The organism is Natronorubrum thiooxidans, assembly GCF_900156475.1.
Taxonomy (GTDB): domain Archaea; phylum Halobacteriota; class Halobacteria; order Halobacteriales; family Natrialbaceae; genus Natronorubrum; species Natronorubrum thiooxidans.
Map to the genome: position 1 here is coordinate 501,720 of NZ_FTNR01000001.1, position 17,145 is coordinate 518,864.

17 protein-coding genes are annotated in these 17,145 nt (G+C 61.1%); 5 read left to right on the plus strand and 12 right to left on the minus strand.

The window, feature by feature from the left end:
- Window positions 1–15 precede the first annotated feature (15 nt).
- Window positions 16–579, minus strand: coding sequence for a PAS domain S-box protein (locus BW940_RS22635; RefSeq protein WP_159440150.1), 564 nt, complete (start codon window positions 577–579; stop codon window positions 16–18).
- A gap of 341 nt (window positions 580–920) precedes the next feature.
- Here BW940_RS22635 and pepF point away from each other — a divergent pair, with 341 nt between their 5' ends.
- From pepF to BW940_RS02555, 4 genes are all read left to right on the plus strand, one after another.
- A complete protein-coding gene (pepF, locus tag BW940_RS02540; protein WP_076607597.1) occupies window positions 921–2,732 on the plus strand; it encodes an oligoendopeptidase F in 1,812 nt (603 codons plus the stop codon).
- A gap of 120 nt (window positions 2,733–2,852) precedes the next feature.
- Window positions 2,853–4,085 carry a proteasome-activating nucleotidase Pan2 gene (gene pan2, locus BW940_RS02545; protein ID WP_076607598.1) on the plus strand — a complete coding sequence of 411 codons (1,233 nt, stop codon included), beginning with the start codon at window positions 2,853–2,855 and terminating at the stop codon, window positions 4,083–4,085.
- Between the two features lie 63 nt (window positions 4,086–4,148).
- Window positions 4,149–4,628: a pyruvoyl-dependent arginine decarboxylase gene (locus BW940_RS02550; RefSeq protein WP_076607599.1), complete on the plus strand. Its 480-nt coding sequence runs from the start codon at window positions 4,149–4,151 to the stop codon at window positions 4,626–4,628.
- An 83-nt stretch (window positions 4,629–4,711) separates the two neighbouring features.
- Window positions 4,712–5,110 (plus strand): DUF5811 family protein, encoded by a 399-nt coding sequence (locus BW940_RS02555; protein ID WP_076607600.1) that lies wholly within the window; start codon window positions 4,712–4,714, stop codon window positions 5,108–5,110.
- Window positions 5,111–5,227: 117 nt separating this feature from the next.
- Here the strand turns inward: BW940_RS02555 and BW940_RS02560 are convergent, their stop codons facing one another.
- The 11 genes from BW940_RS02560 to ahaH form a co-directional block, all read right to left on the minus strand.
- A complete protein-coding gene (locus tag BW940_RS02560) occupies window positions 5,228–5,623 on the minus strand; it encodes a DUF6276 family protein (protein WP_076607601.1) in 396 nt (131 codons plus the stop codon).
- A gap of 18 nt (window positions 5,624–5,641) precedes the next feature.
- Window positions 5,642–6,376: a V-type ATP synthase subunit D gene (locus BW940_RS02565; protein WP_076607602.1), complete on the minus strand. Its 735-nt coding sequence runs from the start codon at window positions 6,374–6,376 to the stop codon at window positions 5,642–5,644.
- 159 nt (window positions 6,377–6,535) lie between these two features.
- Entirely contained in the window at window positions 6,536–8,149 is a 1,614-nt protein-coding gene (locus BW940_RS02570) for a long-chain-fatty-acid--CoA ligase (RefSeq protein ID WP_076607603.1), read from the minus strand.
- 167 nt (window positions 8,150–8,316) lie between these two features.
- The gene (locus tag BW940_RS02575; protein WP_076607604.1) at window positions 8,317–9,735 is read right to left on the minus strand and encodes an ATP synthase subunit B; all 1,419 of its coding nucleotides are present in this window, start codon (window positions 9,733–9,735) and stop codon (window positions 8,317–8,319) included.
- A 2-nt stretch (window positions 9,736–9,737) separates the two neighbouring features.
- Window positions 9,738–11,501: an ATP synthase subunit A gene (locus BW940_RS02580; RefSeq protein WP_076607605.1), complete on the minus strand. Its 1,764-nt coding sequence runs from the start codon at window positions 11,499–11,501 to the stop codon at window positions 9,738–9,740.
- Window positions 11,502–11,505: 4 nt separating this feature from the next.
- A complete protein-coding gene (locus tag BW940_RS02585; RefSeq protein ID WP_076607606.1) occupies window positions 11,506–11,835 on the minus strand; it encodes a V-type ATP synthase subunit F in 330 nt (109 codons plus the stop codon).
- Entirely contained in the window at window positions 11,832–12,899 is a 1,068-nt protein-coding gene (locus BW940_RS02590) for a V-type ATP synthase subunit C (protein WP_076607607.1), read from the minus strand. The genes BW940_RS02585 and BW940_RS02590 overlap by 4 nt, the downstream gene beginning before the upstream one ends.
- Entirely contained in the window at window positions 12,896–13,477 is a 582-nt protein-coding gene (locus BW940_RS02595) for a V-type ATP synthase subunit E (RefSeq protein WP_076607608.1), read from the minus strand. Before BW940_RS02595 ends, BW940_RS02590 begins: the two co-directional genes overlap by 4 nt.
- 23 nt (window positions 13,478–13,500) lie before the next feature.
- Window positions 13,501–13,761 carry a hypothetical protein gene (locus tag BW940_RS02600; RefSeq protein WP_076607609.1) on the minus strand — a complete coding sequence of 87 codons (261 nt, stop codon included), beginning with the start codon at window positions 13,759–13,761 and terminating at the stop codon, window positions 13,501–13,503.
- 6 nt (window positions 13,762–13,767) lie between these two features.
- On the minus strand, window positions 13,768–16,005 hold the full coding sequence (locus BW940_RS02605; protein ID WP_076607610.1) for a V-type ATP synthase subunit I: 2,238 nt from the start codon (window positions 16,003–16,005) through the stop codon (window positions 13,768–13,770).
- Entirely contained in the window at window positions 15,992–16,324 is a 333-nt protein-coding gene (ahaH, locus tag BW940_RS02610; RefSeq protein WP_076607611.1) for an ATP synthase archaeal subunit H, read from the minus strand. Before ahaH ends, BW940_RS02605 begins: the two co-directional genes overlap by 14 nt.
- A 177-nt stretch (window positions 16,325–16,501) precedes the next feature.
- Between ahaH and BW940_RS02615 the strand changes: the two genes are divergently transcribed.
- The gene (locus tag BW940_RS02615) at window positions 16,502–17,125 is read left to right on the plus strand and encodes a methyltransferase domain-containing protein (RefSeq protein ID WP_076607612.1); all 624 of its coding nucleotides are present in this window, start codon (window positions 16,502–16,504) and stop codon (window positions 17,123–17,125) included.
- Window positions 17,126–17,145 lie beyond the last annotated feature (20 nt).

Below are 17,145 nucleotides of genomic sequence, written 5' to 3' on the forward strand. Positions count from 1 at the left end.
AGGAGTGCTCGCCGATTATCTCCGCTTTGTCGTAGCCTTTGATCCGTTCGGCCCCTCGTTCCAGCTCACGACGTGTCCGTTCGGATCGAGCATGAAGATCGCATACTCCTCGACTGCATCGACCAACGATTCGAACCGCTGGTCGCTCTTCGACCGGGCTAGCGCTGACGCATCGACCGGTCGAACGATGCCAACGGTCCCGTCGAACTCGCCAGCAGTCACGAGCAGGCTGAACTGCACCGTACACGGTAGCCGGTTGCCGTCGGCTGTCTCGATTCCGACCTCGAACGTAGTGTCGTCGTCCACAGCCGTCTCGAGTCGGGTGCGGATTTCCCGCTCGAGTCGCGTCACGTCTCGCTCACCGACGATGCTCGAGACGTGTTCACCGAGGAGGTCGCGACGAGCGTAGCTCGTTATCTCGACGAGAGCGTCGTTGACAGCGATGATATGTCCATCACTATCGAGGCGGTAGACTCCGTCATCGAGCAGTTCGACGAGCGCCCGGTACTGTTGTCCGCCCGCGCTGTCGACGCTGTCGGTCTGGGAGTCTCGCGTTGCCGTATCCTCCCGGTCACCCATTAGTCGATTCATTCGACAACGACAGTTAAACCCTTCACCCACCGATCCGTCGCCGTTTCGGCGATATGCTGCCGGACAAGACGATTTGTACACCGACCGCACCGCCGCCGTGCGATCGGATGGCAGTGTTTTCCAGTGGCGACGCTCCCAACAGCCGCGGGCCACCGGGCCCGAAGACGGTTCCTATAGTAACAACTGAAACGATTTACACACTGATCGCACAGCTGTCGTGCGATCAGGTGTGCATTGATTTTCAGTGGCTACTATACTCGCCGACAGCGCTGTGTCCGCTATCTTCGGCGTTCGATACGCTTTACCACCTCCGTTCCGAAACCGGAGGCATGAGTTCCGTTCCCGACCGCTCCGAGGTCGACGAGGAGTATACCTGGGCCCTCGAGAGCATCTACGCGACCGACGACGACTGGGAGGCCGCCTACGAATCGGTCGCCGAGCGCGTCAACGAACTCGCCGCCTGCGAGGGACAGGTCACCGACGACGCCGAGACGCTACACTCCGTCCTCGAGTTGCGCGACGAGATCATGCGCGAGGTGTCGACGGTCGCCGCCTACGCCCGAATGCGCCGCGACGAGGATACGACCAATCAGGAGTACCAGGCACTGACGGCCCGCTCACAGTCGCTTGCGGCCGACGCACAGTCCGCTGCTTCGTTTATCGATCCCGAGATTCAGGAACTGACTCGCGAGGAGTTCGAAGCGATGGTCGAAGCCGAACCCGCCCTCGAGACCTACGACCACTACATCGACGACGTCCTCCGGATGAAACCCCACACCCGCTCGGCGGAAGTCGAGGAGCTCCTCGCCGATCTGAGCGAGGTCACGGGTGCGACGGGCGAAGTCTATACGATGCTTTCGAACGCCGATATGGAGTTCCCCACGGTCGAAGACCCTGACGGTGAGGCCGTCGGAATCACCCAGAGCAACTTCGTCAACCTGCTCAAACGCCCCGACCGAGAGTTTCGCCAGCGGGTCTACGACGCCTATTTCGACGAGTGGGAATCGGTCCGGAACACGGTTGCGGCGAGCTACAAAAACAGCGTCAAAGCCGACGTGAAGACGGCCCAGGCGCGCAACTACGACACCGCCCGCGAGGCCGCCCTCGACGGCCCCAACGTCCCCGTCGACGTCTACGAGACGCTCGTCGAGAGCGTCCACGACAATCTTGACAAGCTCCACCACCACGCCGACCTCAAAGCACAGGCACTCGAGGTCGACGAGCTCCAGATGTGGGACGTCTACATGCCCCTGACCGGTGACGAAGGCCCCGAGGTCGACTACGAGCAGGCGACGGAGTACGTCGTCGACGCGCTGGCCCCGCTTGGAGAGGAGTACCAATCACGTGTCGCAGAGGGGCTCGAGTCTCAGTGGGTCGACGTCTACGAAAACGAGGGCAAACAGTCCGGGGCCTACTCCGGTGGGACCTACGACACACAGCCGTTTATCCTGATGAACTATCAGGACGACATCTCCTCGATGTACACGCTGGCCCACGAACTCGGCCATTCGATGCATTCCGAACTCACGAAAGACGAACAGCCGTTCGTCTACTCGGGGTACGAAATCTTCGTGGCCGAAGTCGCCAGCACGGTCAACGAAGCCCTGCTGACGAATCACTTACTCGAGACCGTCAACGACCCCGAGTTCCGCAAACACGTTTTGAACGAGTTCTTAGAGCGCGTCCGCTCGACGCTGTATCGGCAGACGCTCTTTGCGGAGTTCGAACACAAGGCCCACGAACTCGAGGAAGCGGGCGAACCGCTGACGGCCGATCGACTCGACGACCTCTACCGCGGGCTCAAGGAGACGTACTACGAACCCGCCGTGATCGACGACCGCATCGCCACCGAGTGGATGCGCATCCCCCACTTCTACCGGGCGTTCTACGTCTACCAGTACGCGACCGGAATCTCGGCCGCGCTGGCCATCGTCGACGATATCCTCCCGAACGGCGCTGGCGACGAACCGGACCGGGATGCAGCCGACAGCTATCTCGAGTTTCTTCGGCGTGGCTCCCGCGAGTATCCCCTCGAACTCCTCCGGATCGCCGGCGTCGACATGAGTACGTCGGAGCCGATCGACCGCGCGCTCGAGACCTACGGCCAGCGACTCGAGGAGTTCGAGGCGTTACTCGAGTAATTCAGACGGACACTGAACCGTATCACACGTCTTTTCGAGTCCGAACTGGCGGTACGCTCCGAAAACCGGCCGCGACCCAAAGGCACATTTATCGTGGGGGGCTTACCAGCGTACGTCAGGATGTCTCGAAGCCCGTCTATTCCAGACCGACCTCACCGCGATATCGATCCCGATCTCCCCGACGATGAGCGGCTCGAGGCGCTCCGCGGGCATTATGCCGATCTCGTGGACGTCAACGAACAGCTCTCCGACCAACTCGAGGACGCCGACGAGCGCCGCCAGCAACTGCGCGAGCGCGCCGACCGCATCGAACGCGAAAACGAGGCGCTCAAGAGCTCCTCGCTGTACATCGCCACCATCGAGGACGTCCTCGACAACGACGAGGTAATCGTCAAACAGCACGGGAACAACCAGGAGGTGCTGACCGACGTCTCACCGCGCATCCTCGAACAAGTCGAGGCTGGCGACCGCGTTGCCGTCAATGACTCGTTTGCGATCCAGACGGTCCTCGACGCCGAGACCGATGCGCGCGCGCAGTCGATGGAGATTACCGAGCGTCCCACGGTCACCTACGCCGATATCGGTGGGATCGACGAGCAGATCCGCGAAGTCCGCGAGGCCGTCGAACAGCCCCTCGCCGAACCCGAACTGTTCGACGAGGTCGGCATCGATCCGCCAAGCGGCGTCCTCCTCCACGGGCCACCGGGGACCGGCAAGACGATGCTCGCCAAAGCCGTCGCCCACGAGACCGACGCCACCTTCATCAAAATGGCCGGCTCGGAACTCGTCCGCAAGTTCATCGGCGAAGGCTCCCGACTCGTCCGCGATCTCTTCGAGATGGCCCGCGAACGCCAGCCAGCCATCATCTTCATCGACGAGATCGACGCGATCGCCACCACGCGCACGGAATCGAAGACCTCCGGCGACGCCGAGGTCCAGCGGACGATGATGCAACTGCTTTCCGAGATGGACGGCTTCGAGGCTCGCGGCGAGATTCGTATTATCGCTGCGACCAATCGGTACGACATGCTCGACCGCGCGATCCTCCGTCCCGGCCGGTTCGACCGCCTCATCGAAGTGCCCGAACCCGACCGAGAGGGTCGCGAGCAGATCCTCCAGATCCATACCCGCGGCATGCGCGTCGACGACGAGGTCGACTTCGAGCAACTGGCCGCAGAAACCGAGGGCTACTCCGGTGCCGAGATCGAGAGCCTCGCCACCGAAGCCGGCATGTTTGCCATCCGCGACGACCGCAACGAGGTCCACCACGAGGACTTCCTCGAGGCCCTCGAGAAGATCGAAAGCGACGACTCGAGCGACGTCATCTCCTCGGCTGGCTACTTCTACCAGTAAGACTCCTGAACCGTTTTGCCGTTGGATCGCAACGCCTTACGCTGTCCATCCCCGAACACGGATATGAGTCTGATTCGGGTCGTCTGGGGATCGGCATCCGCGCCGACCGAAATGGCCTCCTACGACGCTGCACTCGCAGCGGCAGGCATCGAAAACTACAATCTCGTCTCCGTCTCGTCTGTTATTCCGGCTGCAACCGCTGTCGAAGCCGTCGGCACCGCACCCGACCTCGGCCCCGCTGGCGAACGGCTGACCGTCGTCGAGGCTCGAGCCACTACTGCTGGTCCAGGCCAGGTGTCCGCTGCGCTTGCGTGGTCACAGTCAGTCGACGACGGTCCGGGGCTGTTCTACGAGGTAGCGGGCGAAACCGACGCCGAGGACGTCGAACGACGCGTCCACGAGGGACTGCATGCGGGACAGGAACTGCGAGACTGGGAGTTTGCCGGCCCGCGTGTCGCCGTCGAGAGCGAGCAAGCCGAGTCGGGAACGTATACGACAGCGCTCGTACTGGCGGTCTACGGCGATAGCGACCCAATTTGTTAACGAATGACAGGTCGGCCTGTCTGGATTGTCTGAAGGCGAATCCTTTTGACCCGTCAGTGCATTGGTCCGGGTACACACTTCTCATGAACGGAAATACGCCGTACGCAGGGCTGCCGGGAGAAACGGGTGCTGGTCAGCGTGCCGCGGCGGACGTTCCAGAACTATCGCGGGCACAGAAACGTCTGCTTCACCGTGACGTCTCGCGGATCGCCGCTCGAACGCGAGAGTTCCTCCCCGACGAATACGTTGTCGACTCGGATATCTCGAGTGGACTCACCGGTCCACAGGTCACCGTCGCCGTCCGACCGCCGATCGGCCACGCCGTCAGCGCCGGTTTTACGCCTGACTTAGAAGAAGTTGTGGCCGCCGAGGAAGTCATCACCGCCGCCGAACGTGACGAGGTCGCCCGCGGCCTCGCTGCAAGCGCCGCACTGCAGGTCAAACAGGCCGTCAGTGACAGCGTCACCCCGACTGCGAAGTAATCGCCGTTCCGATTTTCGGGCACCGTGCCCCCACGTCTTCACTCACCGAAGAGCCACGTCTCTTGATCTTCGAATCGACACCCCAGTTTCTCGTCCACTCGAGTAGCGACAGCGAACTCAGTACAGGAGTTGCTCGAGTTGGTGGCGTCGTCGCTCGAGAGCGAACGCCGGCTCGATCGATGGTTCGTCACCGAGTCGATCGAGGACCAACAGCGGATCCGTCCCCGCCCGTTCGACGGCCTCGAGCAGTGTCTCGATCGCCGACCGGTTGGTCGCAAGCGAGGGACACAGCCCCAGCGCAAGCGCCAGTGGGACCGCTGCGTTCGCCGCCGTCGGGAACGCATCGCTCACGCGAGTGAAATCTGACTCACCGGTCGACTCGACCGACGTCGATTCGACGGTCAGACAGCGCGTACAGAGCGTCGCCGCCGCTGATTCGCCCGGCGTGCATGCTTGATACTCCTCGGGAACGGAAAACACGATCGTCGGCGCACCACACTCCGAACAGGCCATAGTCTGGCGCAAGCGGTCTCAGTCGCCGCCCGGAATGCCGCCCGCAGTCGACTGCTCCATATCCGGTTCGGCCGTGCCTTCGTCCTCCGTCGCTTCTTCTGCTTCGGCTTCTCGCTCTGCTTTCTCCTGTTGTTCTTTCTTCTCTTTGATCTTTTTCAGACGGAAGGTTTCCTCGCGTTCCTGTTCCTCGAGTTTCTGCTCGATGTACTCCTGGTTTTCATAGAGGTCGGGCAGGAGTTTGAACTCGAGTGCGTTGACACGACGCTTCGTGGTCTCGATCTCGCGGAGCATCTTCTTCATCGCCGTCTCGACTTCGGCGGCGAGAATGATGCTCTCTAAGAGGTCTTCGTAGGCTTCGGCGGCTTCGTCGATACGGGCGGAGGTGCCCATGATCCCGTAGCCACGCTGGTCCAAGCTCTTTGAGACCCGCGAGGACTCGATCTGTGGGACGACGACGCCCATGATGTTTTTCGCTTCGGTGGTGATCTCGGGGTGTTCCTGCAGTGCAGCGGCGGCCCCGCGAACCGCGACGTCACCTTCCATGGCCCGCGCCATGTTGATCTTCTTCTGGGCCGAGTTGTAATCGTCGGCTAAGTCACCGCGGACGTCCTGGGCTTTGTCCAGGATGTCCATGAATTCCATAATCAGCCCGTCCCGTTTCTTCTCTAAGGTGCCGTGCCCGCGCTCGGAGAGTTCGATCCGATCCTCGATCTCCATCAGGTTCTTGCGGGTGGGCTTGACGTCCTTGGCCATCTTGTGGGGGGATTGCGCACCCAGCCGGATAACTGTTTACAGTTTTTTGCGTCGTGGACCGTCGCTTAGTCCCCGACGATCACCCCTCGCCGCGACGCGAGCCGGGTCTCGGTTCGGTCACTGTCGTCGATGCGATCGGCTGTCCGCTGCGAACTGGCTCTATCCCTGTCCGACCATCCGATCCTCGTCCTCCCACTCCTCCTGGCGGAGCTCGTACTTCTGGATCTTGCCTGTTGCCGTCGTCGGCAGCTCCTCGACGAACTCGAGTCGACGGACGGTCTTGTAGCCGGCGAGGTTTTCACGGGTGAACGCGACGAGGTCGTCTTCGGAGACACCCGGGTCATCGGGATCGCCGCTTGCCGGCACGACGAAAGCCTTGGGTGTTTCGCCCCACTCGTCGCTCGGGGCCGGGATCACCGCGACGTCCGACACCTCGGGGTGATCGAACAGCGTGTCCTCGAGTTCGATACTCGAGATGTTTTCGCCGCCCGAGATGATGATGTCTTTTTTGCGGTCCTGAATCGCGATCATCCCGTGTTCGTCGATCGTCGCGAGATCGCCGGTGTGGTAGTATCCCTCAACGCGGTCGGTAAACGCCTCCTCGGTGGCGTCAGGTTTTCCCCAGTATTTTTCCATGATCTGGTTGCCACGGACGACGACCTCGCCGAGCGTTTCGTCGTCCCGCGGGACGTCGTTGCCGTCCTCGTCGACCACTCTGATCTCGGTTCCAAGGAAGGCAAGCCCCTGTCGTTTCTTGATCCGGAACCGGTCATCGCTGTCAGCCTCGAAGTGTCGCCCGGCGTCGGACGTGGTGATTAGCGGCCCCGTCTCGGTCGCCCCGTAGACGTGTTTCAGGTACCAGCCGAACTCGTCTTCGACGGTCCGGATCGTCGCCTCCGGCGGCGCGCTGCCAGCGGTCGCGAGTCGGACCGGCGAGTCGCCGGTCGTCTCGGGTTCGTGCTCGTTGTAGTAGTCGACGAGCATGTTCAACACCGTCGGCGCGCCGCACATGTACGAAACGTTCTCCTCGCGAACCGTCTCGAAGATCTCGCCAGCATCGATCCCGCGCGTACAGACGTGCGTCGCACCGATTCCCGTGATGGCAAAGATGTGTCCCCAGCCGTTGGCGTGGAACATCGGCAGGGTCCAGAGGTAGACGTCGTCGTCGCTGATATCCTGATGGGCAACCGTCAGATACGCGTGGATCGTCTCCCCGCGGTGCGTTCGACAGACGCCTTTCGGATCGCCGGTCGTCCCCGAAGTATAGTTGATCGTGATGAGTTCATCTTCATCCATCTCGGGTCGGTCGTACTCGGTCCCGGCTTCCTCGATGACGTCGTCGAAGCGCTCCCAATCGCCATCGACGGCGTCGGCGTCGTTCGTGATGAACGTCTCCGTCGGTACGTCGTCGCGAATCGCCTCGATGTTTTCGGCGTACTCGTAATCGGCGTAGATCGCGTCGACGCCGGCATCCGACAGGATGTATTCGAAATCGTTCGGAGTGAGCCGGTAGTTCAGTGGGGTGTGAACCGCCCCGGCCTGCATAATTCCGTACGCTGCCTCGAGATGATAGTGGGTGTTCGGATCCAACACCGCAACGCGGTCGCCTTTCTCGATCCCCCGGTCCTGTAATGCCGCCGAGAAACGGTCTGCCCGCTCGCCGAGTTCGTTGTACGTAAACCGTTCACCGGTCGTGGCGATAACCGCCTCATCATCGCCGTAGTGCGTTCGCGCCCGGTCTAAAAACTCCGGGACGAGCAGTGGCTTGTGCATACATATCATAATTAATCGAGCGGGTATACGACTGTTTCGATATATTGTATCGCAGTCATGTTCTCCGTTCGACACGGTTCGACGTACACCCTGCTCCAGGGTACACACGTGTCTCCAGCGTGGGTTTCACCGATAAAAATGGATTCCGAGAGAAGCCGCGTCGGCAGTCAGTCAGCCTGAACGGCTTCAGCTTCTTCGGCGTCTTCGCGATAGTGCTCTTCGATGAGGTCCTCGTCGATCCGGTTGAGTGCCTCCTTCGGGAGGTCCGACAGCAGGTCCCAGCCGAGTTCGATCGTGTCGTCGATCGAGCGGTTGGTGTCGTACCCCTGTTGGACGAACTCCGTCTCGAAGCGGTCTGCGAAGTCGAGATACTTGTTGTCCAGTTCGGACAGCGCCTCGCGACCGACAATGTTCACGAGGTCGCGAAGGTCCTCACCCTCCGCGTAGGCGGCGTACATCTGGTCGGAGACGTCGGCGTGGTCGCCCCGGGTCAGACCCTCGCCGATCCCGTCGTCCATCAGCCGCGAGAGGCTTGGCAGGACGTTGATCGGCGGCTCGATACCCTGACTGTTGAGGTCCCGATCCATCACGATCTGACCCTCGGTAATGTAGCCAGTCAGGTCTGGAATCGGGTGGGTGTCGTCGTCGCCGGGCATCGTGAGAATCGGAATCTGCGTGACCGATCCGTCCTTGCCCTCGATTCGACCGGCACGCTCGTAGAGCTGTGCCAGGTCAGTGTACATGTATCCGGGGTAGCCACGTCGTCCCGGAACCTCCTCACGTGCGGCACCGATCTCACGAAGCGCTTCACAGTAGTTCGTGATGTCCGTGAGAATGACAAGGACGTGGTAGTCCTTCTCGAAGGCGAGATACTCGGCCGTGGTCAGCGCGAGTCGCGGCGTGACTGTCCGCTCGACTGCGGGGTCGTCCGCGAGGTTCATGAAGACGACAGAGCGCTCGAGTGCACCCGTGCGCTCGAAGTCGTCCATGAACTCGTTTGCCTCTTCCTGGGTGATCCCCATCGCACCGAAGATGACCGCGAACTCCGAGCCATCTTCGTCGTCGCCTTCCTCTTCTTCCGGCACGGTTGCCTGCCGGGCGATCTGGAGTGCGAGGTCGTTGTGCGGGAGTCCGGAACCCGAGAAGATCGGCAGCTTCTGTCCACGGACCAGGGTGTTCATGCCGTCAATACCGGAAACACCGGTCTGGATGAACTCTTCGGGGTACTCTCGGGAGAAGGGGTTGATCGCTTCGCCGACGATGTCCTCACGGGACTCGGGGACGATCTCCGGCCCGCCGTCGATCGGCTGTCCGGAGCCGTCTAGCACCCGTCCGAGCAGGTCCTCGGTGACGGGCATCTTCATCGTTTCGCCCAGGAATCGAACGGAAGCGTTGCGGTCGATACCGCCAGTTCCTTCGAACACCTGGATCGAGACGAGTCCTTCGCTCGATTCTAGTACCTGGCCGCGGAGCGTCCGTCCGTCGTCGGTTTCGATCTCGACGATTTCGTCGTAGCCGACCGGTTCGTCGACCTCGGCGAACACCAGCGGGCCGCTGATTTCAGTGATTGTTTGGTACTCTTTCATGGTTAGTACAGGCTCCGAATCTGTTCTTCGAGATCCGATTCGAGGTCGTCGATGAACTCGTTCCACTCATCGGATGTGTTCATCCGGTTCAGGCGCGGGGTGGCATCGACATCCTGGATCTCCTCGACCGGGACGCCCGCCTCGAGTGCATCGAAGGCTTCGTCGTTGAACGTCCGGATCGCGAGGAGCATCCGGTAGGTCTTCTTCGGTTCACAGTAGGTGTCCACGTCGTGGAACGCGTTCTGCTGAAGCCACGCCTCACGCAGGTAGCGTGCGACTTCCAGCGTCAGCTGCTGGTCTTCCGGCAGCGCGTCTTTCCCGACGAGCTGGACAATCTCCTGGAGTTCATCCTCTTCGTCTAACACGTCGACGGCCCACTGACGGACCTCCGGCCAGTCGTCCGCGACGTTGTCGCGGAACCACGGGTCGAGTTGCTGTCGATACAGCGAGTACGACTCGTTCCAATTGATCGACGGGAAGTGTCGGCGCTCTGCGAGGTCTGCGTCCAGTGCCCAGAACGTCTTGACGATACGAAGCGTGTTCTGCGTCACTGGCTCGGAGAAGTCGCCACCAGGTGGCGAGACGGCGCCGATCGCCGTCACCGATCCCTCGGTGCCGTTGATATTCTGGAACTTGCCGGCACGCTCGTAGAACTCCGAGAGCGATGCGGCCAGATATGCGGGATACCCTTCTTCGCCAGGCATCTCCTCGAGTCGGCTCGAAATCTCACGCATGGCCTCTGCCCACCGGGAGGTGGAGTCGGCCATTAGTGCGACGTCGTAACCCATGTCGCGGAAGTACTCCGCGATGGTGATTCCCGTGTAAATACAGGACTCACGGGCGGCGACGGGCATGTTAGACGTGTTCGCAATGAGACATGTACGAGACATGAGCGGCTTGCCCGTCTTCGGGTCTTCCAGTTCGGGGAAGTCCTCAATGACCTCGGTCATCTCGTTACCACGCTCACCACAACCGACGTAGACGACGATGTCCGCGTCGGCCCACTTGGCGAGTTGGTGCTGGGTGACCGTCTTCCCGGAGCCGAAGGGTCCGGGAATCGCAGCGGTCCCACCTTTGGCGATCGGGAAGAGTCCGTCGAGGATCCGCTGGCCACTGACCAGCGGAACCGTCGGCGTTTCTTTCGTGTCAGCAGGTCGGGCCTGTCGAACAGGCCACTCCTGGTGCATCGTGATCGATTCGCCAGAAGAGAGTTCAGCGATGATTTCGTCGACCGTGAACTCGCCGCTCTCGATCGACTCGATTTCGCCACCCTCGTAATCCGGCGGCACCATCACCTTGTGGGTGATGCTTTCGGTTTCGGGGACTTCACCGACGACATCGCCGGCCTCGACGGTGTCACCGACGTCGACGGTCGGCGTGAACTCCCACTCCGTTTCGAAGTCGATCCCGGGGGCGTCGACTCCACGGTCCAAAAAGGCCGTTCCCATCTTCTCCTCGAGGACGTCGAGCGGACGCTGGACGCCGTCGTAGATGGCGTCGAGCACACCCGGTCCGAGGTCGACGGAAAGCGGTTCGCCCGTGTTTTCGACGGGTTCGCCCGGGCCAACGCCGGAGGTTTCTTCGTAAACCTGAATCGTCGTAATGTTGCCTTCGATCTCGATGACCTCTCCCATTAGCCCTTCCGTTCCGACGTAGACGACGTCGTTCATCCGGGCGTCGAGGTCCGTGGCGGTCACAACCGGACCACTCACGCTTTCGATAACACCGTCCTCCTGGACGGTTTCGGTGTCTTGTGCCTGACTCATAGTGTTACTCGCTGTCTTCTTCCATTAGGTCGATACCGATCGCACGTTTGATCTGCTCGCGCAGTCCGCCGCCACCCGTTCCGCTACCGATGGTGACGACAACCGGTTCGACGCTCGTTTCGACGTTCTGACGAACTGACCGCGACAGATACTCGAGGTCGTCGTCGTGCATAACGACGATGCCGACGCCATCGTCGTCGAGGACGTCGATAACGGCATCGTCGAGCTCCGCACCTTTGTCGTCGTCCGGAACGTTCTCGAACCGGCGGACGCCCGCAAGACGGAAGCCGGTCGTAAACTCCGGACTGCCAACGACTGCGATTTCCTGGCTCATAGGATCACCAGCTCTTCTTCGATCTCGCTTTCGGAGAGGCCGACCTCTCGACCACGCGCGATCGCACGGATGTTCTCGACCTCGCGCTCTTTCGCGAGGATATACGACAGCACGGCCGAGACGGAGGCCGGATAGATGCTCGAGAGTGTATCTGCGTACTCGAGCAACGCAGCGTCTAGTGCGTGCTCGAACTGGATAAGGCTATCAGCATCGCGCAGCCGATCCATCGCCCCCGAGAGTCGGTCACCGTAGCGTTTGTTCTCGCCGATGTGATCGACGAGCTCGTCGTAGTTCCCGACGAGTCGACTCAGTTCTGACTGGTCGAACAGAACGCCACCCTCGATGTAGTAGCTGGCAGGATCGAGGTCAGCGCCACTGCGGGCGAGTCGAAGCGCGTTCCGGGCGTTCCGGAAGTCGATCTCGGCCTGCAGGAATTCGACGTACTTCGCTTCCGGCCCTTCCTGGGGCTCGTCTCCCGATCCACGGGAGATGTCCTCGAGCAAGTGCTCGTAGAACTCCCGGTCGAGTGCGTTCTCGAGGGGAACGAGCGCACCGGTCTCTTCGAACTCCTCATACGCCTCGCTGAGGGGGTCGTAGTAGATCGTCCGGTTGAGTACCTCGATCGCATCCTCGATCGTATCGACTTCGAGGACACGATCGAGCGTCGCCTCCTCAAGTTCGCCGGCTTGGATCAGGTCCGTCCGGATCGCATCGGGATCGGTGTCGGTGTAGATCCCGCGGATAATCGTCTTGAGATTCCAGACGTCGAACTTTCGCAGGTAGCGCGAAATCAGGTCGTACAGTCGTCCGTTCGACCAGTCCAGCAGATCATGGAAGTGCTTTGCGAGATTCTGGTTGAGCGCATACTCGATCAGGTCGACACCCGAAAAACGCGCCCCCAGTGCGTTGATCTCGCGTTCGTACTCCGTCTCTTCCATGAACCGTGCGATCTCGCTCGGCCCCATCCGGATCAGCTTCCGATAATCTTCGTCCGCGAACAGCGAGGCTCGGCGGGACCGAACGCGAGCGTTCACGTATTCCGGATTCGAGGCACCTACACTCATTGCTCGAAGAGTTTGTTGCTGATCGTCCGAAGGTTGTCTTCCCAGACGTCCTCGAGAACCGAGTCAAACGTGTTGTTGACCCGAACCCGGGACTGCTCGCTCTCGACGACGACGCCACCGAGGCAGTCGTACTCGCCGGCGAACATATAGCCGTCGTACGCCTCGAGGATCTCCTCGAGGAGGTCCTCGTCGTCTGCGCGACCGTAGACGCTGACGTCGTCGTCGGCGTCGAACTCGTCGCTTGCAGCCTCGAGCAGCGCACGAGTCAGCTCTTTGCGGCTGTCTCCGTCGAGGGACGCGAGCTCGGTTTCGACCTGCTCGTGAACATCACTGAGGACATCACGGCGGGCCTCCAGACGCTTCTGTTTCGCCTCCAGCTTCGCACTGGAGAGTCGCTGTTCACGCAGCTGCTCGATCTCGCGCTCGACCGCAGCTTCTGCGTCGGCGACGATCTCCTCGGCATCCTCCTCGGCGGCCGATTCGATCTCTTCAGCGCGCGCTTCGCCCTCGGCACGGATATCCTCCGCACGCGCGTGGGCCTCTTCTCGAATGTCTTCTACGACTGTGTCCAAACTCATTGGTAAGAGAAGGGGGGCGGTGTTTAGACGATGAAGACGACAACCAGGGCGAGGATCACGAGCGTCTCTGGGAGGACGGTCATGATCAGGCCTGGGACGAACATGTCGTCGTCCTCGGCGATTGCGCCGACGGCTGCGGCGCCGATACCGCGCTCAGCGTAACCCGCTGCGAGTGCGGCGAGACCGACGGCGATCGCCGCTGCGCCAGAGTTTTCGAGGGTTGGTCCGGCAACTTCTTCTGCTTGCAGTGCAACTTCCGCGAGTTCAGGTGCTTGGTCAATCATTGTTGATTAGTCCTCACTGTGATTTCGATCGGTTCCGAACGGTTCGTAGTTCTCCCCACCGCCCTCATAAAACTTGTTAAAGAATTCCACGTACTCGAGGCGCACGCCCTGTAAGCCGGCGCTTGTCACGCCAAGAACTAACACGACGATGTGGCCGAGGACGAGAATCACAAGTCCGCCGAGCAAGCCGGCAGTGCCGGAGTGCATGAGTCCGTCGAAGATGACGGTCGCTTCGCCACCGTAGGTTTCGGCGACGTAGCTCGGCTCGTGAGAGCGCAGGAAGTGGAATGCGCCGTCTGGGTCCTCGTAGGCCCCGAAGAACAGCAGGTTGACCACGAAGGCCATTCCGGCCTTCGCGAGCAGGACTGCGCCCATTCGGGTATACGAGAAGACGTTGACGATGACGTCGAGTGCCTCGACGGCTTCGACTGGATCGCTGACGATCAGCATGACCAGCCCGACGAGGAAGATGAGCAGCGGGGCCGTCAACAGGAACCCGCCGAGTACCGGGATCCCCTCGGGGAAGGCGAACAGCCCCCACTCCGGGAACCCGGTGAAGCCGATCGGGAACGGCCCATCGCTTGCGAACGTCGTGAACAGGAAGTCGGGCTTGGAGCCCGAAGCCTGCGCCGAGAAGATCCAGATCCAGATGCCGTTGAGCATCAGGATCCATGAGCCGCTGTGGAAGAGGGCGTCTTTGACGCCGTGGCTCATGTTCTCGTAGAAGTCCAGGATGTACCCGATGTTGAGGTGGACGATCCCGGCTAGCACGCTAATGACCATCCAGCCCAGTGCGAACGCACTCGCTCCTGGCTCGAGTCCCTTGTTCAGCGGGAGAACCTCTGAGCTGAATATATCGTGCCAGATCACTTCGCCGAGCACGTGAAGGCCGAATATTTCGCCGTAGATGATCCCGAACAGCATTGTGAACAGACCAGCCCAGATGGCGACGCCGCCAAGACTGGTGATTCCTTTGCTGTCGAACTGCGTGGCCATGTACGCGCCGATGGCGACGTACACGATCCCATATCCGACGTCCCCGATCATGAACCCGAAGAACGCCGGGAACGTCAGGAACAGGAAGATCGTCGGATCCAATTCGCTGTATTTCGGTTGGTTAACTGCCTGCACCAGCACTTCGAACGGTTTTGCCGCGCTCGGATTGTTCTGGATCACTGGTGGCTCGTCGCTCATCGTCATCGTCGAGCCACCGTCGGTCACGGCCTTCTGTTGTTGGTCGTCCGATTCGGCTGGTTCGTCCGCCGCGGGCGCGCCCTTCTGGACGTCCTCCGTGTGGGAGTGTGCCCCGTGGCGGTCGTAGCTCGCACGCTCGAGTTCTTCGATCTCGACGCTGTCGCCGACGGCGTCGTCCAGCGTTGCGACGAATCTATCGTACTCGTCGCTTGGGATCCATCCCTCGGCGATGAACGCGCGATCCGTCGTCGCAAACTGCAGCGGTGCTTCCGCACGCTGTACCTCGATGGTCAGCTTCTCTTCGACGCGCAAGAGGAACCCGGCTTCAGTCTGCTTGATTTCCTCGAGTTCCGCGTCGATATCGTCGAGTTCGTACTCGAGTTCGCGCTTGCGTTCCTCGAGTTCGTCGACGTACGCACTCGGCGTCTGTTCGGTCTCCGGCACCGGATGTCGGGTGAACTCGATCCCGACAAGTGCGTCGCCGAGTGGGTCCGAGCCGGCGTCGTCGGTCGGTGCGGCCACGATAGCCACGACGTCACCACCGGTAAACAGCTCGAACACCCGGATCTCGTCGGCGGCGTCGATCGCCGCTTCGATCTGGTCGTTCGGGCCTTCACCGACGACGATGTCGACCGTGTCGTACCCCGACAGGAGGTCGAGGTCAATCCCCAGTTCCGCGAAGGGGGCGACGCGGTCGATTTTCTCGTTGACCTGGCGGAGCTCCTCACGGACCTCACTGCGCTGGTCGTCGAGTTCGTTGACTCGAGTTCGAATCTCTTCGACCCGGTCTTCCCAGTCGTCCCCGAGGGTGTCTGGTTCGGCCTCGTCGACCGACAGCCCCAGGGTACTCTCGAGGGCTCGGACAGTCACCAGCTTCTCGGAGGCGTCGTCGGCACCCTCGATCGGGTTGCCGTTATCGAACCCCTCCCAGGAGCCGTCGTAGTCCGAGAGATGGACCAGGTTCAGTCCGTGGACTGTCTCGATGACCGTGGGCATGACGCCCTTGGAGCCGGTCACCGAGACCTTACTCATCCGTTCAGGTCTGAGCATGAACGTCCTCCTGGAACAGTTCGACGACGTGGTCGGTCACTTCGTCGACCCGGTTTTGGGCACGCTCGGCGAGCGCCTCGCGCTCCTGTTCACCGTTCTCGAGGACGCGTTCGGTTTCAGTGTCGATCTCCTCGCGCGCCTCCTCGAGACGACGCTCTTTGAGATCCCGCGCTTCTTGTTCCGCTTCCGTGCGAATCTCCTCGGCACGTTCCCGGGCCTCGGCTATTCGCTCGTCGCGGTCGTTTTGTGCCAATGCGACGATCTCGTCGGCTTCCTCTTCCGCCGACTTTATTCGTTCGAGAACCTCTGGCCTCGGCATACTCTAAGCAAACGGATGTTTACCAGAGCGCGTATATGGTAGTTGCGAAAGTCGTTCAGCATTTTCGGGGGAAAACGGGCCAATTTCTGCCGATCGATGTTGATCCCTGCTACTGTCGGCGGTGCCTGACCGCCCGGAACAGTAAACATATCCCGGTCCGGTCGAAACGTCTTCACAATGGGAATCCTCGAGAACAAGGCCCGGGCTCGACTGTTCTATAAATACCTCTCGAAGGTCTACGACCAGATCAACCCCTTCATCTGGAACGAGGAGATGCGAACGGAGGCCCTCGATCTACTCGAACTCGAGGCCGATATGACGGTCCTCGACGTCGGCTGTGGCACCGGCTTTGCGACCGAGGGCTTGCTCGAGCGTGTCGACGAGGTGTATGCACTCGACCAGAGCGAACACCAACTCGAGCAGGCCTACGCGAAGTTCGGCAAACGAGCACCGCCAGTTCAGTTCCACCGTGGCGACGCCGAACGGCTGCCGTTCGCGACGGACACGTTCGACGTCGTCTGGTCGTCGGGCTCGATCGAGTACTGGCCGAACCCGATCCTCGCGCTCCGGGAGTTCCGTCGCGTATTGAAACCGGGTGGGCAGGTACTCGTCGTCGGACCGAACTACCCCGACAACGTTATCGCACAGAAACTCGCCGACTCGATCATGCTCTTCTATGACGAGTACGAGGCTGACCGAATGTTCAAACGGGCGGGCTTCGAGGACGTCAAACACCTGTTTCAGGGCCCCTCCTACGATCCCGAGGTCGCGATCACGACGATCGGTCGGGCACCCGAGTAACTCGCCCCGTCGTCGGTTTG